General features: G+C 71.5%; 23 protein-coding genes. 10 read left to right on the plus strand and 13 right to left on the minus strand.

What is annotated here, in order from left to right:
* Nucleotides 1–53: 53 nt before the first annotated feature.
* A complete protein-coding gene (locus ACIQ6R_RS34440; RefSeq protein ID WP_404186460.1) occupies nucleotides 54–1,763 on the plus strand; it encodes a threonine/serine exporter ThrE family protein in 1,710 nt (569 codons plus the stop codon).
* 26 nt (nucleotides 1,764–1,789) lie between these two features.
* Here the strand turns inward: ACIQ6R_RS34440 and ACIQ6R_RS34445 are convergent, their stop codons facing one another.
* A complete protein-coding gene (locus ACIQ6R_RS34445; protein WP_404225768.1) occupies nucleotides 1,790–2,698 on the minus strand; it encodes a DedA family protein in 909 nt (302 codons plus the stop codon).
* A gap of 136 nt (nucleotides 2,699–2,834) precedes the next feature.
* Here ACIQ6R_RS34445 and ACIQ6R_RS34450 point away from each other — a divergent pair, with 136 nt between their 5' ends.
* A complete protein-coding gene (locus tag ACIQ6R_RS34450; protein WP_073726677.1) occupies nucleotides 2,835–3,200 on the plus strand; it encodes a YbjQ family protein in 366 nt (121 codons plus the stop codon).
* 21 nt (nucleotides 3,201–3,221) lie between these two features.
* Here the strand turns inward: ACIQ6R_RS34450 and ACIQ6R_RS34455 are convergent, their stop codons facing one another.
* Nucleotides 3,222–3,983 (minus strand): MerR family transcriptional regulator, encoded by a 762-nt coding sequence (locus ACIQ6R_RS34455; RefSeq protein ID WP_404225770.1) that lies wholly within the window; start codon nucleotides 3,981–3,983, stop codon nucleotides 3,222–3,224.
* A 99-nt stretch (nucleotides 3,984–4,082) separates the two neighbouring features.
* On the opposite strand from ACIQ6R_RS34455, the gene ACIQ6R_RS34460 reads away from it, so the two are divergent.
* Nucleotides 4,083–5,510: a glutamate decarboxylase gene (locus tag ACIQ6R_RS34460; protein ID WP_404225772.1), complete on the plus strand. Its 1,428-nt coding sequence runs from the start codon at nucleotides 4,083–4,085 to the stop codon at nucleotides 5,508–5,510.
* Between the two features lie 8 nt (nucleotides 5,511–5,518).
* On the opposite strand, the gene ACIQ6R_RS34465 is transcribed toward ACIQ6R_RS34460, so the two are convergent.
* The 5 genes from ACIQ6R_RS34465 to ACIQ6R_RS34485 all read right to left on the minus strand — a co-directional run bounded on the left by ACIQ6R_RS34465 (nucleotide 5,519) and on the right by ACIQ6R_RS34485 (nucleotide 10,453).
* On the minus strand, nucleotides 5,519–6,247 hold the full coding sequence (locus tag ACIQ6R_RS34465) for an ABC transporter permease (protein ID WP_404225874.1): 729 nt from the start codon (nucleotides 6,245–6,247) through the stop codon (nucleotides 5,519–5,521).
* Nucleotides 6,248–6,327: 80 nt separating this feature from the next.
* Complete coding sequence (locus ACIQ6R_RS34470; RefSeq protein WP_404225774.1) at nucleotides 6,328–7,269, minus strand: ATP-binding cassette domain-containing protein; 942 nt, start codon at nucleotides 7,267–7,269, stop codon at nucleotides 6,328–6,330.
* A gap of 75 nt (nucleotides 7,270–7,344) precedes the next feature.
* Complete coding sequence (locus ACIQ6R_RS34475; RefSeq protein WP_404185867.1) at nucleotides 7,345–7,986, minus strand: PadR family transcriptional regulator; 642 nt, start codon at nucleotides 7,984–7,986, stop codon at nucleotides 7,345–7,347.
* Between the two features lie 107 nt (nucleotides 7,987–8,093).
* Nucleotides 8,094–9,554 (minus strand): aldehyde dehydrogenase family protein, encoded by a 1,461-nt coding sequence (locus ACIQ6R_RS34480; RefSeq protein ID WP_404225775.1) that lies wholly within the window; start codon nucleotides 9,552–9,554, stop codon nucleotides 8,094–8,096.
* Nucleotides 9,555–9,628: 74 nt separating this feature from the next.
* Nucleotides 9,629–10,453 carry a helix-turn-helix domain-containing protein gene (locus ACIQ6R_RS34485; protein WP_404186041.1) on the minus strand — a complete coding sequence of 275 codons (825 nt, stop codon included), beginning with the start codon at nucleotides 10,451–10,453 and terminating at the stop codon, nucleotides 9,629–9,631.
* 356 nt (nucleotides 10,454–10,809) lie between these two features.
* Between ACIQ6R_RS34485 and ACIQ6R_RS34490 the strand changes: the two genes are divergently transcribed.
* Nucleotides 10,810–11,334, plus strand: a complete 525-nt coding sequence (locus tag ACIQ6R_RS34490; RefSeq protein ID WP_404185871.1) for an ATP-binding protein — start codon at nucleotides 10,810–10,812, stop codon at nucleotides 11,332–11,334.
* A 41-nt stretch (nucleotides 11,335–11,375) separates the two neighbouring features.
* Here ACIQ6R_RS34490 and ACIQ6R_RS34495 read toward each other — a convergent pair whose 3' ends face one another.
* From ACIQ6R_RS34495 to rpmG, 5 genes are all read right to left on the minus strand, one after another.
* Entirely contained in the window at nucleotides 11,376–11,618 is a 243-nt protein-coding gene (locus ACIQ6R_RS34495; protein WP_279564253.1) for a DUF397 domain-containing protein, read from the minus strand.
* A gap of 308 nt (nucleotides 11,619–11,926) precedes the next feature.
* Entirely contained in the window at nucleotides 11,927–12,160 is a 234-nt protein-coding gene (gene rpsR / locus ACIQ6R_RS34500; protein WP_404185874.1) for a 30S ribosomal protein S18, read from the minus strand.
* A 4-nt stretch (nucleotides 12,161–12,164) separates the two neighbouring features.
* Complete coding sequence (locus tag ACIQ6R_RS34505; protein ID WP_404225777.1) at nucleotides 12,165–13,355, minus strand: CobW family GTP-binding protein; 1,191 nt, start codon at nucleotides 13,353–13,355, stop codon at nucleotides 12,165–12,167.
* On the minus strand, nucleotides 13,352–13,606 hold the full coding sequence (locus ACIQ6R_RS34510) for a type B 50S ribosomal protein L31 (protein ID WP_055418647.1): 255 nt from the start codon (nucleotides 13,604–13,606) through the stop codon (nucleotides 13,352–13,354). The genes ACIQ6R_RS34505 and ACIQ6R_RS34510 overlap by 4 nt, the downstream gene beginning before the upstream one ends.
* 7 nt (nucleotides 13,607–13,613) lie before the next feature.
* Nucleotides 13,614–13,778: a 50S ribosomal protein L33 gene (rpmG, locus tag ACIQ6R_RS34515; RefSeq protein ID WP_044382365.1), complete on the minus strand. Its 165-nt coding sequence runs from the start codon at nucleotides 13,776–13,778 to the stop codon at nucleotides 13,614–13,616.
* Between the two features lie 71 nt (nucleotides 13,779–13,849).
* Between rpmG and rpmB the strand changes: the two genes are divergently transcribed.
* The 3 genes from rpmB to ACIQ6R_RS34530 all read left to right on the plus strand — a co-directional run bounded on the left by rpmB (nucleotide 13,850) and on the right by ACIQ6R_RS34530 (nucleotide 15,145).
* Entirely contained in the window at nucleotides 13,850–14,086 is a 237-nt protein-coding gene (gene rpmB / locus ACIQ6R_RS34520; protein ID WP_404185878.1) for a 50S ribosomal protein L28, read from the plus strand.
* A 23-nt stretch (nucleotides 14,087–14,109) separates the two neighbouring features.
* Nucleotides 14,110–14,415, plus strand: coding sequence for a 30S ribosomal protein S14 (gene rpsN / locus ACIQ6R_RS34525; protein ID WP_404185880.1), 306 nt, complete (start codon nucleotides 14,110–14,112; stop codon nucleotides 14,413–14,415).
* A gap of 175 nt (nucleotides 14,416–14,590) precedes the next feature.
* The gene (locus ACIQ6R_RS34530) at nucleotides 14,591–15,145 is read left to right on the plus strand and encodes a hypothetical protein (RefSeq protein ID WP_404225779.1); all 555 of its coding nucleotides are present in this window, start codon (nucleotides 14,591–14,593) and stop codon (nucleotides 15,143–15,145) included.
* A 36-nt stretch (nucleotides 15,146–15,181) separates the two neighbouring features.
* On the opposite strand, the gene ACIQ6R_RS34535 is transcribed toward ACIQ6R_RS34530, so the two are convergent.
* Nucleotides 15,182–16,339 (minus strand): DUF2786 domain-containing protein, encoded by a 1,158-nt coding sequence (locus ACIQ6R_RS34535; protein WP_404225780.1) that lies wholly within the window; start codon nucleotides 16,337–16,339, stop codon nucleotides 15,182–15,184.
* 85 nt (nucleotides 16,340–16,424) lie between these two features.
* Between ACIQ6R_RS34535 and ACIQ6R_RS34540 the strand changes: the two genes are divergently transcribed.
* The 3 genes from ACIQ6R_RS34540 (at nucleotide 16,425) to ACIQ6R_RS34550 (ending at nucleotide 19,702) form a co-directional block, all read left to right on the plus strand.
* Nucleotides 16,425–17,057, plus strand: a complete 633-nt coding sequence (locus ACIQ6R_RS34540; RefSeq protein ID WP_404185886.1) for a LysE family translocator — start codon at nucleotides 16,425–16,427, stop codon at nucleotides 17,055–17,057.
* A 103-nt stretch (nucleotides 17,058–17,160) separates the two neighbouring features.
* Entirely contained in the window at nucleotides 17,161–17,958 is a 798-nt protein-coding gene (locus ACIQ6R_RS34545) for a Clp protease N-terminal domain-containing protein (protein ID WP_404225781.1), read from the plus strand.
* A gap of 52 nt (nucleotides 17,959–18,010) precedes the next feature.
* A complete protein-coding gene (locus tag ACIQ6R_RS34550; protein WP_404185890.1) occupies nucleotides 18,011–19,702 on the plus strand; it encodes a bifunctional 3'-5' exonuclease/DNA polymerase in 1,692 nt (563 codons plus the stop codon).
* Nucleotides 19,703–19,728: the final 26 nt, after the last annotated feature.

The following is a 19,728-nucleotide window of genomic DNA, read 5'->3' on the forward strand; positions in this document are numbered from 1 at the left end:
ATACTGAGGGCTACAGGCAGGAGGGTGTGTACGGACCAGGGAGCGTTGCGCAGGTGACGGAGGCGGAGGACCGCAAGCCGCAGTCGGACGAGGCCCGCAGTGCCTTCCGGCCACCCGGCTCAGTCGCGGCGTCGATCGACGGCGAGTCGTCGACGACGTCCGAGTTCGAGATCCCGCAAGGGCTGGCCGTCCCGCGGCACGTCGGCACGGAGTCCGAGACGACCTCGGAGTTCTCGCTGCCGGAGGGGCTGGACTCGCTCCCGGCGGCGCCCGCGGAGGACGAGGGGTCGGCGTTCGCCACGCCCAGCACCTACCACGCCTGGACCGCACCGGCCGCGTTCACTCCGGCGAGCGGCTTCCCGGCGGTGAACCTCACGGACGTGCCGTGGCAGGACCGGATGCGCGCGATGCTGCGCATGCCGGTGGCCGAGCGGCCCGCGCCCGAGACGGCGCAGCGGCACGACGACGACACCGGCCCCGCCGTCCCTCGCGTGCTCGACCTGACCCTGCGTATCGGGGAGCTGCTGCTGGCGGGCGGTGAGGGCGCCGAGGACGTGGAGGCGGCGATGTTCGCCGTCTGCCGGTCCTACGGCCTGGACCGCTGCGAGCCGAACGTCACCTTCACCCTGCTGTCGATCTCCCACCAGCCCTCCCTGGTCGAGGACCCGGTCACGGCCTCGCGGACGGTACGCCGCCGGGGCACCGACTACACGCGGCTCGCGGCCGTCTTCCATCTGGTGGACGACCTCAGCGACCCGGACACGAACATCTCCCTGGAGGAGGCCTACCGGCGCCTCGCGGAGATGCGCCGCAACCGGCACCCGTACCCCACCTGGGTGCTGACCACGGCGAGCGGGCTGCTCGCGGGCGCGGCGTCCGTGCTCGTCGGCGGTGGGCTGACCGTGTTCGTCGCGGCCATGCTGGGCTCGATGCTCGGTGACCGGCTGGCCTGGCTGTGCGCCGGGCGCGGGCTGCCGGAGTTCTACCAGTTCGCGGTGGCCGCGATGCCGCCGGCCGCGATGGGGATCGCGCTGACGCTGGTGCACGTCGACGTGAAGGCGTCGGCGGTGATCACCGGTGGTCTGTTCGCGCTGCTGCCGGGGCGGGCGCTGGTCGCGGGGGTGCAGGACGGGCTGACCGGCTTCTACATCACCGCCGCGGCGCGCCTGCTGGAGGTCATGTACTTCTTCGTGAGCATCGTCGCCGGGGTGCTGGTCGTGCTGTACTTCGGCGTCCAGCTGGGCGCCGAACTCAATCCGGACGCCCAGCTGGGCACGGGCGACGAGCCCCTCGTCCAGATCGGCGCGGCGATGCTGCTGTCGCTGGCCTTCGCGATCCTGCTCCAGCAGGAACGATCCACCGTGCTGGCGGTGACCCTCAACGGGGGAGTCGCCTGGAGCGTGTACGGCGCGATGCACATCGCCGGCGACATCTCACCGGTGGCGTCCACGGCCGCCGCGGCGGGACTCGTGGGCCTGTTCGGGCAGCTGATGTCCCGCTACCGCTTCGCTTCGGCGCTGCCCTACACGACCGCGGCGATCGGGCCGCTGCTGCCCGGTTCGGCGACGTACTTCGGGCTGCTGGCGATCGCGCAGAGCGAGGTCGACAGGGGGCTGGTGTCCCTGTCGACGGCCGTGGCGCTCGCCATGGCCATCGCCATCGGGGTGAACCTCGGTGGGGAGATCTCGCGGCTGTTCCTGAAGGTGCCCGGCGCCGCGAGTGCCGCGGGGCGCCGGGCGGCGAAGCGGACGCGAGGGTTCTAGCGCCGGGTGCCTACGGGCGGGGAACGTCAGTACCCCTGGTTGTAGGGGGACTGTCCCCCGCCCTGCTGGTCGCCGTACGGCTGCTGGCCGTAGTTCCGCGGGTACTGCTGCGCGTACGGCTGCTGCCGGCCGTAGGGCTGGTCGTACGACTGCTGCTGGGGCTGCTGGGGCTGCTGGTACTGCGGCGCGGGCGGGTACGGGTCCACCCTGCGGAGCTGGGTCGTGGCATCGTCCATGACCGGGTACTGAGGCTGCTGGTACTGCTGCTGCGCCGGGGTCGGCTGCGGCTGGGCAACAGCGACGGCGACGGCGACGCGCTTCTTCTTGCCTCGCTCGCGGAGGTACTCGATGGCGATCGGGACGACGGAGAGCACGACGATCAGGACGAGGATCGGCTCGACGTTCGTCCGGATGAACTCGATCTGGCCGAGCCAGTAGCCCGCGAGGGTGACGCCCGAGCCCCAGGCCACGCCGCCGATGATGTTGTACGTGAGGAAGGTGCGGTACTTCATGCGGCCGGCACCCGCCACGATGGGGGCGAAGGTGCGCACGATCGGCACGAAGCGGGCCAGGACGATCGCCTTGGGGCCGTACTTCTCCATGAACTCGTGGGCCTTGTCCAGGTTCTCCTGTTTGAAGAGCTTGGAGTTCGGGCGGTTGAAGAGCTTGGGGCCGAGGAACTTGCCGATCATGTAGCCCACTTGGTCGCCGATGACGGCGGCCAGCACGATCAGGGTGCACACCAGCCACAGCGGCTGGCTGATGTACTCCCCCTGGGCGACGAAGAGGCCCGCGGTGAACAGCAGCGAGTCACCGGGCAGGAACGCGAAGAGTCCGGACTCGGCGAAGACGATGAGCAGGATGCCCGGCAGAGCGAAGGTCTCGATCAGGTAGTCCGGGCTGAGCCACTCGGGGCCGAGCGCAAGGGTGGTCACGGGATTGTGGCTCCTGCTGCTGGGGGGAGGCGGGCTGGGACCTGGCTGCCCAAACGTATAACGCAGCCGTGGCGTTCCAGGTTCCACGGCGGCCCTGGGGGTGCAGTGTGACGTTCCCCGGGGAAACCTGAGAACCATGGGTATTGAAGAATACGGCGGCGGACAGGGCCCCGGGCCCGAGGTGCTCGTCGTGACCACGAACGACCTGCCGGGCCATCGCGTGCAGGAAGTGCTCGGGGAGGTCTTCGGACTGACCGTGCGCTCCCGGCACCTGGGGAGCCAGATCGGCGCCGGGCTGAAGTCGATGGTCGGCGGTGAGCTGCGCGGGCTCACCAAGACGCTGGTCGAGACGCGCAACGAGGCGATGGAGCGGCTGGTCGAGCAGGCACGCGCGCGAGGGGCCAACGCGGTACTGGCGTTCCGCTTCGACGTGACGGCGGCCGCGGACGTGGGCACCGAGGTGTGCGCGTACGGGACGGCGGTGGTCGTGGCCCGGGAGTGAGACCCGGGCCACGACCACCGTTCAGGGGGTGTGCCGGACGGCGTTGGCGAGGATCGCGTCGCGCATGTAGGCGGCGAGGCCCGGCTTGGCGGCGTCGATGTTTCGCGTGAAGCGCTCGTCCGAGACGTACATCTCGCCCAGGCAGGTGTGCATCTCGTACCCGCAGTCGTAGTGGTTGCGGGCGATCCCCTGCCGGTGGTCCTCGGCGGCGTCCATGGCCGCCTCGGAGTCGGCGGGCTCACCGGCGTCCATCAGGGCGACGAAGCGCCGGGTGAGCTCGTCGGCCTCGTTCTGGATGCGCTGCCAGTCCTCCTTGGTGTACGAGGCGGTCTTCTGCCGCGACTGGCGGTAGGCGTCGGTGTCGCCCCAGCGTTCCTCGACCTCCTCCTGGTACTGGTCGGGGTCGAAGTCGCCGAAGACCTCGAACTTCTCCTCCGGCGTGAGATTGATGCCCATCTCGCGTGCCTCCATGGCGTGCTCCACGGCCGCCGCCATCTTCCGCAGCTTCTCGATCCGGGCGGTCAGCAGCTCGTGCTGGCGGCGCAGGTGCGCGCGCGGGTCCGCGGCCGGGTCGTCGAGCAGGGCGGCGACCTCGTCGAGCGGGAAGCCGAGCTCGCGGTAGAACAGGATCTGCTGCAGCCGGTCGAGGTCGGCGTCGCTGTAGCGCCGGTGGCCCGCGTGGCTGCGCTCGCTGGGGACGAGCAGGCCGATGCCGTCGTAGTGGTGCAGGGTGCGCACCGTCACCGCGGCGAACCCGGCGACCTGTCCCACGGAGTAGCTCACTTCCGCTCCTTTCTCTGACGTCCCCCACGCTGCCGCCTCACGTGACGTGAGGTGCAAGCCCGAATGCGGGGTCCGGGCCCCGGATCTACCGTCGGTTGCATGCCACTGCACCAGGCCCCCCACGCGTCCCGCGACGACGACCGTGACCGGCGCCGGCTCGCCGTCAACCCGTTCCACGCGGCGACGAATCCCCTCGGCGGCATGACGGAGGCGCCGCCGACCCACCGGCTCCCCGACTCTCCGCTGCCCCCGGAGACGGCGTACCGGCTGGTCCACGACGAGCTGATGCTGGACGGCAACGCACGCCTCAACCTGGCCACCTTCGTCACCACCTGGATGGAGCCGCAGGCCGGGGTGCTGATGGGCGAGTGCCGGGACAAGAACATGATCGACAAGGACGAGTACCCGCGCACCGCCGACCTGGAGCGGCGCTGCGTGGCGATGCTCGCCGACCTGTGGCACGCGGCCGATCCGTCGGCGGTGGTGGGCTGTTCGACGACGGGGTCGAGCGAGGCGTGCATGCTGGCCGGGATGGCGCTGAAGCGGCGCTGGGCGCTGCGCAACGCCGACCGGTATCCGGCACGGGACGTGCGGCCCAATCTCGTCATGGGCGTGAACGTCCAGGTCTGCTGGGAGAAGTTCTGCGACTTCTGGGAGGTGGAGGCGCGGCAGGTGCCCATGGAGGGCGACCGCTTCCATCTGGATCCACAGGCGGCCGCCGAGCTGTGCGACGAGAACACGATCGGGGCCGTCGGCATCCTCGGGTCCACCTTCGACGGGTCCTACGAGCCGATCGCCGACCTGTGCGCGGCCCTGGACGCCCTCCAGGAGCGGACCGGCCTCGACGTCCCCGTGCACGTGGACGGTGCCTCCGGCGCCATGGTCGCGCCGTTCCTCGACGAGGACCTGGTGTGGGACTTCCGGCTGCCGAGGGTCGCCTCGATCAACACCTCGGGGCACAAGTACGGCCTCGTCTACCCCGGCGTCGGCTGGGCGCTGTGGCGGGACACGGACGCGCTGCCCGAGGAGCTGGTCTTCCGGGTCAACTACCTGGGCGGCGACATGCCGACCTTCGCGCTGAACTTCTCCCGGCCCGGCGCGCAGGTGGTCGCGCAGTACTACACCTTCCTGCGGCTGGGCCGCGAGGGCTACCGGGCGGTGCAGCAGGCCTCGCGGGACATCGCGCGGGGGCTCGCCGGGCGGGTGGCGGCGCTCGGCGACTTCCGGCTGCTGACGCGCGGCGACGAGTTGCCGGTGTTCGCCTTCACGACGTCCGACGACGTGAAGGCGTACGACGTGTTCGACGTCTCCCGGCGGCTGCGGGAGGGCGGCTGGCTGGTGCCCGCGTACACCTTCCCGCCGCACCGCGAGGACCTGTCCGTGCTGCGCGTGGTGTGCCGCAACGGCTTCTCGGCCGACATGGCCGACCTGCTGGTGGCCGACCTGGAGCGGCTGCTGCCGGAGCTGCGGAGGCAGCCGGGGCCGCTGACCCGCGACAAGGGTGCGGCCACCGGCTTCCACCACTAGGGGATCCTTCAACGGCTGAGGCGCGCGAACCGCCGTACCGCCAGTGGGAAGAACAGCGCGAGCAGAGCCAGCGGCCAGGCGATGGCCGCCCAGACGTGGCCGGGCTCGCCGCCGGGGCCGCCGAACAGGTCGCGTACGGCCGTGGCGGTCTGGGACATCGGGTTCCACTCGACGACCGTGCCCAGCCAGTCGGGCATGGAGTCGGGCGTGGCGAAGGCGTTGGAGAGGAAGCCGACCGGCCAGACCAGGATCTGCACCGCCTGCACCAGCTCCGGCTTTCCGGCCACCAGCGCCAGGTGGATGCCGATCCACAGCATCGCGAACCGGAAGAGCAGCAGCAGGCCCACCGCCCCGAGGAAGGCGCCGGGGCCGCCCTGCGCCCGCCAGCCGAGCGCGTACCCGACGGCGATCAGCACCGCGAGGCCGAGCATCGACTGGAGCATGTCGGCGGCCGAACGGCCGACCAGCACCGCTCCGTCGGCCATCGGCAGGGAACGGAAACGGTCGACGACACCCTTGTCGAGGTCCCGGGTGACGGCGACCATCGTGCCCTCCAGGCCGAAGGCCATGGTGAGGGCCAGCATCCCGGGGATCAGGTAGTCGACGTAGTCGCCGCTCACGCCCCGGCCGCCGCCGACCAGGTAGCCGAACATCAGCAGCATCATCACCGGGAACACCAGATTGACGACGACCGCGACCGGCTGCCGTGCCCAGCGGGCCAGTTCACGGCGGGTCATGGTCCAGGAGTCGGTCAGGGCGTACGTCGCGGTGCTCGTGACGGTGCTCGTGGCGGTGTTCGTGACAACGGTGCTCGTGCTCACACGGCCTCCTCGGTGCGGTCGGTGAGGTGCAGGAACACCTCGTCCAGGGTCGGGCGGCGCAGGGCCACGTCCTCCGCCTCCAGGCCCGCCTCCTCCAGCGCCCGTACGACGCCGGAGAGCGCCGCCATCCGGTCGGTGACCGGCGCGCTGAGCAGCCGGCGGTCGGGGTCGACGCGGACGTCGCCGAGCGGCAGCAGGGCCGCCGCCGCGTCCAGTCGTCCGGCGTCGCGCAGGACGACGTCGACGCGGTCGCCGCCGGTGGCGGCCTTCAGTTCGTCCGCGGTGCCGTCGGCGACGACCCGGCCGGCGTCGACGACCGAGATGCGGTCGGCGAGCTGGTCGGCCTCCTCCAGGTACTGGGTGGTGAGCAGGACCGTCGTACCGCCGTCGACCAGGGAGCGGACCGATTCCCACACCTCGGCGCGGCCGCGCGGGTCGAGGCCGGTGGTCGGCTCGTCCAGGAAGAGCACCTCCGGTTCGGTGATCAGGGACGCGGCCAGGTCCAGGCGGCGCCGCATGCCGCCGCTGTAGGCACTGACCGGTTTGCGTCCGGTGTCGGTGAGGTCGAAGCGGGCGAGCAGTTCGCCGGCACGCGCGCGTGCCCGCCGGGCGCCCAGGTGGTGGAGGCGGCCGAACATCTCCAGGTTCTGCCGGCCGCCGAGTTCCTCGTCGAGCGCCGCGTGCTGGCCGAGCAGGCCGATGCGCAGCCGTACGGCGTACGGCTGGGTGAGGACGTCGTGTCCGGCCACCTCGACCCGGCCCGCGTCGGGCCGCAGGAGGGTGGCCAGGATCCGGACCAGCGTCGTCTTGCCCGCGCCGTTCGGGCCCAGCACGCCGTGGACCGTGCCGCGCGTGACCGTGAGGCCGAGTCCGTCCAGCGCGTCCTTGTCGCCGTATTTCTTGCGTACCCCTTCGACGGTGATCGCCGCGTCGGTCACTACCACTCCCCAATTAGTCAAACTTGACTACAGACTCCGGAGTCTATGCCCGCCGTTCGGCTTAGTCAAACTTGATTAGTCGAGATCTCCCGGATGCCGCTCCCCCGCCGCGAACGGGTTCTCCTCGCCCTCGCCGAGGACGCCGACGAACGGCTCGCCCTCCCCGGCGAACGTGTACGCGCCGCCGCGGATGCGCTCGATGAGCGCGCGGGTCCACTCGGCGCCGGTGTCGGCGGAGTGCACCCAGAGGTTCATGATCTCGCCGATGTGCCCGAGCTGCCCGGGGCCCTCCTCGGGCGTGTAGTACTCGGTGACGGACTTGCGCCACTCCCGGATGGCCCGGACCCGCTCCTCCAGCAGCGCCAGCACCTCGTCGCGTTCGAGGTCGACCATCAGGCCGAGCCCGGCGGAGAGCACGTCCGGCTTCTGGTCGTAGGCGGTCAGGGACGCGCGCAGGAGGCCGAAGAACTCCTCGGTCCCCTTCTCCGTGATCTCGTACTCGGTGCGCGGTGGCCCGCCGACGGTCGACGGGGCGATCTCGTGCGCGTGCAGCAGGCCCTGCTTGGCCATCTGCTTCAGCGCGTGGTAGATCGAGCCGGGCTTGGCGTTGGACCACTCGTGCGCGCCCCAGTACTCCAGGTCGTTGCGCACCTGGTAGCCATGGGCCCGCCCGTGCTGGCGGACCGCGCCGAGCACCAGGAGACGGATCACAGACATGGGGTCCAGGTTAGGCGGCACGAGGGCCGGACGGGCACGCGGTCCGGCCCATGTCAAGGTGGTGCGCTCACACCGGGCCGCTCACGCTGCCGGCGACCTCGGGACGCTCAGAACGGGAACCCGCTCCGCCCGTGCTGCACCGAGATCCACTTCTGGGTGGTGAAGGCGTCCAGCATGGTGTCGCCGTTCAGGCGGCCGATGCCGGAGTGCTTCTCGCCGCCGAAGGGCACGATCGGCTCGTCGTGCACGGTCCCGTCGTTCACGTGGAACATGCCGGTGTCGATCTGCTTGGCGAAGTTGACGCCACGCTCGATGTTCCCGGTGTGCACGGCGCCGCTCAGGCCGTACGGGGTGTCGTTGACCAGGCGTACGGCCTCCTCCTCGCCGTCGAAGGGGACGAGGAAGGCGACCGGGCCGAAGACCTCCTGCCGGAGCAGCGGGGAGTCGGCGGGGACGTCGGTGAGGACGGACGGCTCGACGAGGTTGTCCGTGACGGTGCCGCGCACCAGGGCGGTGGCGCCCTCGGCGATGGCCTGCTCGACGACGCCCGACACGGCGTCCGCCTGCGAGGAGTTGATCACCGGGCCGATGACGGTCGACGGGTCGCGCGGGTCGCCGGCCTTGAGGGTCCTGACCTTGGCGACGAACTTCTCGGTGAACTCGTCGGCCACCGAGCGGTCGACCAGGACGCGGTTGGCGGCCATGCAGACCTGGCCCTGGTGGACGAAGCGGCTGAAGACCGCGGCGTCGACCGCGTAGTCGATGTCGGCGTCGTCGAGGACCACCAGGGCGCTGTTGCCGCCGAGTTCGAGGACCGAGCGCTTGAAGTTCGCCGCGCAGACGGTGGCCACGTGGCGGCCGACCTTGTCGGAGCCGGTGAAGGAGATCACCTTCGGGACCGGGTGCTCCAGGAAGGCGTCGCCGATCTCCGCGATGTCGGTGACGACCACGTTGAGCAGGCCGCCGGGCAGGCCGGCGTCCTCGAAGAGCTTCGCGACCAGGGTGCCGCCGACGATCGGCGTGTTCTGGTGCGGCTTGAGGACGACGGCGTTGCCGAGGGCGAGGGCCGGGGCGACCGACTTCAGGGAGAGGAGGAAGGGGAAGTTGAAGGGGCTGATGACGCCCACGACTCCGACCGGCACCCGGTAGACGCGGTTCTCCTTGCCGTCGACCGGCGAGGGGATGATCCGGCCCTCGGGGCGCAGCGACAGGTGGACCGACTCGCGCAGGAACTCCTTGGCGAGGTGCAGCTCGAAGGCGGCCTTCAGACGGGTGCCGCCCAGCTCGGCGACGATCGCCTCGCTGATCTCCGCCTCGCGGTCCTCGACCAGGCGCAGCACCTTCTCGAACACCGCGCGGCGCGCGTACGGGTTCGTCGCCGCCCACTGCTTCTGCGCGCGCTCGGCGGCCCGGTACGCGGCGTCGACTTCCTCGACCGTGGCTATGGTGACCGAGGCCAGCTTCTCGTCGTCGTACGGGTTGAAGTCGATGATGTCCCAGGAACCGGTGCCCGGGCGCCACTCACCGTCGATGTACTGCTGGGCGAGGTCGGTGAAGTACGACGACATGTGATCCCTCAATCCCTTAGCTGCCGCAGCCGCCGCGAGCGAGCCGCCTGATCGAGCGTCATCGTACTTATGTTTCAGGAGAGTTGGAGGAGTCCCCGCAGAAGGTCCCGGCTCTCGTCCGGACCCGGGCTGTCCTGCTGGAGTTCCTTCAGCGCCGTCTCGTACTGGGTGACGTCCTCGTGCTTGTCGAGGTACAGCGCGCTCGTCAGCTGCTCCAGGTAGACGACGTCCGACAGGTCGGACTCGGGGAAGCTGAGGATCGTGAACGCGCCACTCTCGCCGGAGTGCCCGCCGAAGCCGAACGGCATGATCTGCAACCGCACATTGGGGTGTTCGGACATCTCGATCAGGTGCTGGAGCTGCCCGCGCATCACCGCGCGGTCGCCGTACGGGCGGCGCAGCGCGGCCTCGTCCAGGACGATGTGGAACTCGGGGGCGTTCTCGACGACGAGGTGCTTCTGCCGCTCCAGGCGCAGCGCCACCCGCCGCTCGACGTCCGCCTCGGCGGCGCCCTTCATGCCCCGCCGGACCACCGCGCGGGCGTATTCCTCGGTCTGCAGCAGGCCGTGCACGAACTGGACCTCGTAGACCCGGATCAACGAGGCGGCGCCCTCCAGGCCCACATAGGTGGGGAACCAGCTGGGCAGCACGTCGGAGTAGCTGTGCCACCAGCCGGCGACATTGGCCTCCTTGGCCAGGGAGAGCAGGGAGGTGCGCTCCTGCTCGTCCGTGATGCCGTACAGCGTCAGCAGGTCCTCGACGTCCCTCGTCTTGAAGCTCACCCGGCCCAACTCCATCCGGCTGATCTTCGACTCCGAGGCGCGGATCGAGTAGCCCGCCGCCTCTCGCGTGATCCCCCGCGTCTCACGCAGTCGCCTGAGTTGTGATCCGAGCAGCATGCGCCGCACCACCGATCCGGGCTCTCCCGCGCTCACGTTCGCCAGCCTCCCCAACCGTCTTCAGGGGCCGAAGTCTGCCACTAAAACACTCCGAGCAGTACTCGTCCGGTTACGGAAACGGAATCGAGCCAAAGGAAACGCTCGGGATCATGCACGGAGCGGCCAGGAAGTGGCCGCCCCGCGAGATGAAGAGGGGGCGAAGAGGGCGGAAAAATTGACCAACAAGCGGTACGGGCAGGTCCATTCCGGTCACGTGCACGTGCATCTGCCCTTGCATCTGCGGTACGCATCCGAAACCATGGTCCCGCACCACCGCGCCGCATCGCTACGACCGCGAATTCCCGGGAGTGCCTCGCATGGGGACGAATGGATCGACCATGCTCGAGCCGTTACGGCAGGGCCTTCCGCCGCTCGACCCCGCGGCCGTGTCCAATGCCGCCTCCTGCGCCCTGCCGCCGCGTTACGAAGCGGTGCGCGAGGCCCGGAGATTCACCCGCAGAACGCTCGACGGCTGGGACACGGGCGACCGTTTCGACGACGTCTGCCTGGTGGTCTCCGAACTCGTCACCAACGCCCTGCGCCACGCGCTGCCGGCCGACACCCCTCGGCACGGCGAGCACAACGGCCCCGTCCGGTTGCATCTGATGCGCTGGACCGAGCTCCTCGTGTGCGCGGTGCGCGACCCCAGCCACGACAGTCCGGTGGCCCGCGAGACGGACGACTTCTCGGCGGAGTCGGGCCGGGGTCTGTTCCTCGTCGACTCCTTCAGCGACAGCTGGGGCTGGCACCCGCTCGCCGGGACGCTCAACGGCAAGGTGGTCTGGGCCCTGTTCCGGCTCCAGAAGCCCGACGACATGACGGAGCGGCCCGCCTACGAGTGACACGAACCGCGACGCCTGCCCGCGTCGCGGTTCTACGCGTGTCAGCTCGCGATGAGGTGGTCGAACTCGCCGTCCTTGACGCCCAGCAGCATGGCCTCGATCTCGGCACGCGTGTAGACGAGTGCGGGACCGTCGGGGAAACGGGAGTTGCGCACCGCCACGGCGCCGTCGGGCAACCGCGCGAACTCCACGCAGGACCCCTGCGAGTTGCTGTGCCGGCTCTTCTGCCAGGCCGCGTCGTGCAGTTGCGTGGCGGCCATGCCGTTGTACACGTCGTGGTCCACAGGTCGCTCCCCGGTGGTGCACTGGCTGATGTGGCCATTGATGCAGTGGTCAACTGATCCGGATCATAACCCTGTTCACCGTGCAGATGCATGAGCAAATGCACGTGCACGCGCGGTGTTCCCGTGGTTACAGCGGTGGTTGCAGCCTCGACGGCCGCTTCACCCGAAAGCCCTTGCTCTCTCTGACGCCCACCGCCGGGAAGCCGTTCCCACCTATGCCCCCGGATTCCATGAACACGCAACAACAGGCGGCAACACCCGGGGGGCCCGCTCACTGTGAGCGGGCCCCCGGGTGCGCAGGTCAGGCGTCAGCGCACGCCGTACGGCAGCAGCGCCATCTCGCGCGCGTTCTTGATCGCCCTCGCCAGCCGCCGCTGCTGCTGGGACGTCACGCGGGTGACGCGGCGGCTGCGGATCTTGCCCCGGTCGGAGATGAACCTCCGCAACAGGTCGGTGTCCTTGTAGTCGATGTACGTCACTCCGGCCTGGTCCAGGGGGTTGGGCCGCTTCCCGACGGGCTTGCGGTCGCTCTTGCGTGGCATGGGGTCAGACCTCCAGGAGGGTGTCGAAGGCGGGCGACAGCCGCTCCCAGGCGGCCTGCCCCGCGGCGTACTCGGCGTCGGTCAGCAGGCAGGACTCCAGGAGCCCTTCCAGGCCGTCGCGGTCGAGGCCGGGGGACGTGAAGACCAGGTGCTGGCAGCGGTCGCCGTGCTCGGGGTGCCAGTCCAGCGCGGCGGCGGCGCGGCGCACCGGCGGGACCAGCTCCCAGGCGGCGTCGGGCAGCGACGCGAGCCACGGCCCCGCGCTCTCCACGCACAGGGCCCCGCCCGCGGCGTCCCAGTGCAGCAGCGTGTCCGCCTTGCCCGCGAGCCAGAACCGGCCCCGGCTGCGGGCGGCGGCGCAGGTCAGGTCCTCCAGCGCCGCGTACAGCCGCTCCGGGTGGAAGGGGCGGCGCCGGTGCCAGACGAGGGTGGCGACGCCGTGCGCGTCGGCCTCGGCGGGCAGCAGGGCGCAGGCCGGGTGCTGGGCCGCCGCCGCGGCCTCCACGTCGAAGCCGGCGAGGGCGGCCCGCGCCAGCTCCGAGGGTGCGGTGGGTGTGCCCGCCGGGCCGTCGCCGTGGCCGATCGGGACCCGGCGGGCCGTCGGATGCAGCTGGGCCAGCAGCTCGCGGTCCTCGTCGTCGGCCGCCGCGGAGCCGGGGAGGGAGTCGGCGAGGGCGAGGACGGGGGCGTACTCCAGCTGGCGCGCGAAGGTGTCGGCGACGGTGCGCTGGTCGGTGGCCGCGGCGGCGAGGCCGCCCTCGGCGAGGTCGTCGCCGTTGCCGAGGTACGGCAGCACCAGTGCCGGGTCGACGGCGGTGATCACGCCGGTGACGGTGAAGCCGCCGGCCGTCACCACCTCCGCCATGGCCTTGGGCTCGACGGAGTCCCACAGTTCGACGACCGCCAGCGGGGTGCCTCCGGACTCCGCGAGCCGTTCCAGTTCGGGGACGAGGTCCTCGCGCAGGGCGCAGCAGGCGCAGTCGTTGACCAAGGGCGCCTCACCGGCGGACAGGATGCCGGTGGCGTCCCGGACGGTCCGTACGACCGTGCCCGCCGCGGCCGTCGCCAGGTCGTGGTGGAGGACGACGCTGCCGGGCACGTCGGCCAGCAGCCGTGCCACGGCCGCCCTGCGGGCGTCGGCGTGCAGCCCGCCGACGATCACCACCGGCAGCGCCGGGCGGTCCGGCCCGCTCATGCCCCGTCCCGCTTTCCGTACCGCCGCTCGAAGCGCTCCACCCGGCCGGCCGTGTCCAGGACGCGGGCGGTGCCGGTATAGAAGGGGTGGCTGACGTTCGAGATCTCGACGTCGACGACCGGGTAGGTGTGGCCGTCCTCCCACTCGATCGTGCGCTCGCTGGTCATGGTCGAGCGGGTGAGGAAGGCGTAGTCCGCGGCGCGGTCGCGGAAGACGACCGGGCGGTACTCGGGGTGGATTCCCTTGCGCACGGCGGGATCAGCGCTCCTCTCGGAAGTCGACGTGGCGACCGGCGACCGGGTCGTACTTGCGCAGGGTCAGCCGGTCCGGGTCGTTGCGGCGGTTCTTGCGGGTGACGTAGGTGAAGCCGGTCCCGGCGGTGGACCGGAGTTTGATGACCGGACGGAGTTCGTTGCGTGCCATGCTGCTATCTTACTGAAAATGAATTCCATTAACAGCTAGGACCGTCCGGTCCGAAGGAGAGGTACGTCACCGTGTCCGCCCACTGCATGCTGACCGGCACCCGACCGGGCTTCGGCAACCGCATCTCCCACTCCCACCGGCGGACCTCCCGCCGCTTCGACCCCAACATCCAGACCAAGCGCTACTGGCTGCCGAGCGAGAGCCGGCACGTACGGCTGCGACTGAGCACGAAGGGGATCAAGACGGTCGACGCGATCGGCGTCGAGGCGGCCGTGGCGCGCATCCGCGCGCGCGGGGTGAAGGTCTGAGAGAGCTGAAGGGCTGAGATCCGATGGCGAAGAAGAGCAAGATCGCTAAGAACGAGCAGCGGCAGGAGACCGTCGCGCGGTACGCCGCGCGACGGGCCGAGCTGAAGGAGATCGTCCGCCGACCGACCTCCACGGAGACCGAACGGCTCGCCGCCCAGCGGGAACTGCGCCGGCAGCCCCGCGACGCGAGCCCCACGCGGGTGCGCAACCGCGACCAGGTCGACGGGCGCCCGCGCGGCTACTTCCGCGTCTTCGGGCTGTCCCGGGTGAACCTGCGCGAGCAGGCACACGCCGGGTATCTGCCGGGAGTTCGCAAGTCGTCCTGGTAGGTCGTCCTGTGCAGGGCGTCCTGGTAGGTCGTCCTGTGCAGGTCGTCCTGGTAGCTTGCGGCTGTCTCGGGGTCCGACCCGGCCGTCCGTCCACAGCTTGGAGCTTCCGGTGACACTGGCGACTGCGACTGCGACTACGACTGCGACTACGGCGAACACCGCGAACGCGACGCGTATGGCTGTGGGTGCGCGCGGGCGGGCGGCGCGTCGGTCCGTGCGGGCCGCCGCCGTGGCCGTCGGGCTGGTGGGCGCACTGGCGCTGACCGCGTGCACCGACGGCGGCGGCTCCGACGACGACGGCTCGAACGGGGGCGGCTCGGGCGGGGGCGACAAGTCCTCGGCCGCGCCCAGCGCGTCCGCATCCGCGAGTGCCGACACGGGCGGCGGCAGTGGCGGATCACCGTCCGCGGCCGCGGGTGAACTGGAGGGCGGCTGGCTGGCCACCACCGACGGCCAGGCCGTCGCGCTGATGGTCACCGGCGAGAAGGCCGCCCTCTTCGCCACGGGCGGGACCGTGTGCAGTGGCACCGCCGACGAGGACTCCGGCACCCGGACGATCCGCCTGAAGTGCACCGACGGCAGCGATGACCGGGCGACCGGCACCGTCGAGTCGGTCGACGGGACATCGCTCAAGGTGACGTGGCAGGGCGGTCTCGGCGAGGAGACGTACACCAAGTCGGAGGGCGGGTCGCTGCCGCCCGGACTGCCCACGGCCGACCTCGGCTCCTGACCCGCGCCCCTGCCCCCGCGCAGGGCGGGGCGGCGGCTACGGCAGGGGTCGCCGCCGGTCGACCCGGGCGTCGTCCGCCGCGCGGGTGCCCTCCGTCCAGCCCGCCGCGTCGCCGACGCCGCGCAGGCGGGTCGTCGTCGTCTCCGGGAACATGCGCTCCAGGCGGTCCGTGACCGCTATCTCGCGGGAGGCGAGGACCGGCAGGAGGTCCACGTCCGTCGCCGTGCCGGACTCGGCGGTGGCCGCGTCCGTCGCCGCCCGGAGCCGGGTGCCCGCGCGGTGGGCGTAGGCGGCGAGGAACGACTGACGGAAGGTCTTGGTCCGCTTGCGCCCGCCCGCTCGCTGCGCGGCCTCCGCCTTCGTCATCGCGGCCTCGGCCTGCACCAGCAGGGAGGTGTAGAGGAGTTCGACCGCCTCCAGGTCGGCCTCGAAGCCGACGACGGTGGAGAAGCCGAGGGGTTCGTTCCACACGGCCCGGCAGTGGTTCGCGTCGGCCACCGCGTCCAGCAGTACCGCCTTGGCCTGCTCGTACGGCGGCTCCACCCCGATCCGGCAGGCGCCCGGGGCGTCGGGCGAGGGCGCGTGGGCCGACAGCAGCGCCTCGTCGATGCTGTGCCGGGCCATCAGCTCCTGCGCCTTGGTGCTGAGCGCCTCCGCCTCCTCCGGATACCCGGTCGCCTCCGCCTTGGCGAGCAGCGCGCGGATGCGGGCGAGGGTGCGGGACTCCGGCCGGTTCTCCCGACGGGACGCCTCACCCGGGGCGCCCACCGACCTTGGCTCCCCCGGCTCCAGAGGGTCCAGCGCGGGCAGGCGCAGCAGCAGACGGTACAGCTCGAGTACGGCGGTGGCGTGCGAGAAGCGGTCGGTGCGGGGCGGCGCCTGGTCCGGAACGTCGTCGAGCTGCGCGGTCCAACGGGGGCCGCGCGGGCGGTCGTGCGGCGCCTGGGCGCGGATCAGTGCCGCCACCAGCCGTACGTGGACGTCGTCCAGCTCGCGCCGCACGATCCGTACGAGGTCGGCGGGCTGCCAGCCGCGCCGCCAGGCCGCCGCCACGAACTCCGCCCCGCGGCCGACGAGTTCCGCGTCCGCCGCCGGGTCGGCGGCGAGCAGTGAGGCGGCGGCGTCGAGGGCGTCGTCCGCGGCGTCGTACAGGGCGGTCTCGAAGGCACGGTCGACGGTGCGGGGCGTACTCACCCGGTGATGGTGCCACGGTCCCCCGCCCGTCTCACTTCGTGGAATTCGGCCAAGGCCGCACCGCCCGGCGTCGAGCATGGCGCGCATGGTGGACATGACCCTCTACGCGGCGTTCCTCGTCGCCGCCTTCGCGCTGTGCATCACTCCGGGGCCCGACATGATGTTCATCGTGGCGATGGGCGGGCGGGGCGGCCCCACGGCGGGGGTGATGGCCGCGTTCGGGGTGTCCTGCGCGATGCTGGTGCACGCGGTCGCCGCGGCGCTCGGACTGTCGGCCCTGTTCACGACGCTGCCGACGCTGTACCACGTACTGCGCTGGGCGGGCGCCGCCTATTTGCTCTACCTGGCGGTGAAGGCCTTCCGGGACCGCTCGGTGCCGGGCGAGGACGACGCGGCGCACCGGGGCGCGGGAATGCGGCGGGCCTTCTGGCAGGGCGCGATCACCAACCTGCTCAATCCCAAGGTGATCCTCTTCAACGTGGCGTTCCTGCCGCAGTTCGTCGATCCCTCGCTGGGGCACGTCCCCGGCCAGTTGCTGCTGCTCGGCGGCACCCTCGTGGTGATGGGCTTCCTGTGGGACGGCTTCGTCGGGCTGCTGTCCGGGCGACTGGCGGGACTTCTCAGGCGCAGCGCGCGGGTGAACCGCTGGCTGAACATCGTCTCGGGGACGGTGTTCACGGGGCTGGCGGTGCGGTTGGTGGTGGCGTCGCCGAAGTAGCCGACGCCCGTCGGAACGGGTCGTACGGCTCGTCGAGACGGTGCGCCGAGACGAGTGTCAACCGACGGTTGACACCTCTTTGGGCGCAACCTACGGTTGACGCATGACGACGAACCCGAGCATCACGTCATCCGTACGCCTCGACGAACTCATCACCGCGATCAAGAAGGTGCATCCGGAGCCCCTCGAACAGCTCCAGGACGCCGTCCTCGCCGGCGAGCACCTCGGTGAGGTGGCCGATCACCTCATCGGCCACTTCGTGGACCAGGCCCGGCGTTCGGGCGCTTCCTGGACGGACATCGGCAAGAGCATGGGCGTCACCCGGCAGGCGGCGCAGAAGCGCTTCGTGCCCAAGGAGTCGGCCGACCTGGACGCGAGCCAGGGCTTCAGCCGCTACACGCCCCGCGCGCGCAACGTCGTGATGGCCGCCCACAACGCCGCCAAGACCGCCGGCAACGCCGAGGGCGTGCCCGAGCACCTCGTCCTCGGCCTGGTCACCGAACGCGAGAGCCTCTCCGCCAAGGCGATCGCCGCGCAGGGCGTGACCCTCGACGCGGTCCGCGCGGCGGCGACCGGGGCCCTCCCGCCCGCCGCCGCGGAGGTTCCCGAGCTGGTGCCCTACGGCCCCGCCGCCAAGAAGGTCCTCGAACTCACCTTCCGCGAGGCCCTGCGCCTCGGCCACAACTACATCGGCACCGAACACATGCTGCTCGCCCTGCTGGAGCACGAGCACGGCGAGGGCGTACTCAGCGGGCTCGGCCTCGACAAGGAGGCCACCGAGCGGTACGTCACCGAGATGCTGGCGGAGTTCATCGAGGTCACCGCGAAGACGGAGGAGACCGTGGAGACCGGAGAGACCGGAGAGACCGAGAAGAGGGGTCCCGGGCAGGCAGAGGGCTGAGACCCCGGCCACGGCGAGGGTCGTTGTCAGACCCTCCTGCGACACTCGCGACATGGCTGATCGGTGGGCGCTCGCCGTGGCCGAGGACGGTGGCGTGGAGGTCGCCCCCCTCGGCCCCGACGGGCTGCCCGCCGGACCGGTGCGACGGGAGGCCGGCCTCGCCGAGGCCGTGCGGAGCAGGCCGGAGGTCGCGCGCTGGGTGTGGCGGTCCACCGCCGAGACCGCCCCGCGCCTGCTCGCCGCGGGGGTACGGGTGGAGCGGTGCTACGACGTGGAGGCCGCCGAAACCCTCCTGCTCGGCCACGAGGGCCGGTACGGGGAGCCGCGCTCGGCCGCGGCGGCCCTGGCCCGGCTGCGCGGCGACCCGGTACCGCCCGACCCGCCGCAGCGCTCCGCCGAGCCCGGTGCGCAGTCCCCGCTCTTCGAGCCCCAGGCCGTCCACCTGCCCCTGGACGACCTGCTGTCCGTCTACGCCGAGCAGCAACGCCGCCACGACCGGTCCGCCCACCCCGACCGGATGCGGCTGCTGACGGCGGCCGAGTCGGCGGGGATGCTGGTCGCCGCCGAGATGAACCGCTCCGGGCTGCCCTGGCGTGCCGACGTGCACCGGGAGGTACTCCACGACCTGCTCGGCGAGCGGTACACGGGAGGGGGTGAGCCGCGCCGCCTGGCAGAGCTGGCCGAGGAGGTGTCCGCGGCGTTCGGGCACCGGGTGCGGCCCGATCTGCCCGCGGACGTGGTCAAGGCGTTCGCGCGGGCCGGGATCAAGGTCGGTTCCACCCGCCGGTGGGAGATCGAGTCCGTCGACCATCCGGCCGTGAAGCCGTTGATCGAGTACAAGAAGCTGTACCGGATCTGGGTCGCCCACGGCTGGTCCTGGCTCCAGGACTGGGTGCGGGACGGACGGTTCCGCCCCGAGTTCCTGGCCGGTGGCACGGTCACCGGACGCTGGGTGACCAACGGCGGGGGCGGGCTGCAGATCCCCAAGGTGATCCGGCGGGCCGTCGTCGCCGACCCGGGCTGGCGGCTGGTCGTCGCCGACGCCGACCAGATGGAGCCGCGCGTGCTGGCGGCGATCTCCCGTGACCCCGGCCTGATGGAGGTGGCCGGCCGCGAGACCGACCTCTACCAGTCGGTGTCCGACCGCGCCTTCTCCGGCGACCGCGCCCAGGCCAAACTCGCCGTCCTCGGCGCGGTCTACGGCCAGACCTCCGGCGACGGCCTGAAGAACCTCGCCGCGCTCAGACGCCGCTTCCCCCGGGCGGTGGCGTACGTCGACGACGCGGCGCGCGCGGGCCAGGAGGGGCGGCTCGTGCGGACCTGGCTGGGGCGCACCTGCCCACCGGCGGCCGGGGCGGCCGACGGCGCCGAGGAGGCGGGCCTGCCGCAGGACGACCCCTCCGACGCGCCGGGCCGGGCGCACGAGTGGGCGCCCGGTTACGCCTCCACCGACGCCCGCGCGCGAGGCCGCTTCGCCCGCAACTTCGTCGTCCAGGGCAGCGCGGCCGACTGGGCCCTGCTGCTGCTCGCCGCGCTGCGGCAGGCCTGCGCGGACAAGTCGGCGGAGCTGGTCTTCTTCCAGCACGACGAGGTGATCGTGCACTGCCCCGAGGAGGAGGCGGACGCCGTCGTCGCGGCGATCCGGGAAGCGGCGGAGCTGGCGGGGCGGCTGACGTTCGGCACGACGCCGGTGCGGTTCCCGTTCACGACGGCGGTGGTGGAGTGCTACGCGGACGCCAAGTGACCGATGGGGCGTTACGCGGACACCGC

The sequence above is a fragment of the Streptomyces sp. NPDC096048 genome (genome assembly GCF_044763415.1).
Lineage (GTDB): Bacteria > Actinomycetota > Actinomycetes > Streptomycetales > Streptomycetaceae > Streptomyces.